Below are 228 nucleotides of genomic sequence, written 5' to 3' on the forward strand. Positions count from 1 at the left end.
TGCACATCCGGTGAACGGCTCAGCATAGAAGCACAGCGTTTTACGAGATCGTTACCTTTAATTTCTTCAGATCCGATGTTCAGCAATGCCACTCTGGGTGGTCTGCCTGTCATTTCCTGCTCGGCCAAGACCGATCCCATTACCGCAAACTGAAACAAGGTATCGGCATCGCAAGACACATTGGCACCCAGATCCAGCAACCAGGTTTTACCGCCGCGGCGGCTGGGG

1 pseudogene is annotated in these 228 nt (G+C 53.5%); it reads right to left on the minus strand.

Features of this window, described 5'->3' with window-relative positions:
* Positions 1-228, minus strand: a pseudogene (locus ACYP03_RS28500) (phosphate acyltransferase PlsX); the annotation flags it as partial.

It is taken from the genome of Photobacterium sp. R1 (assembly GCF_054600795.1).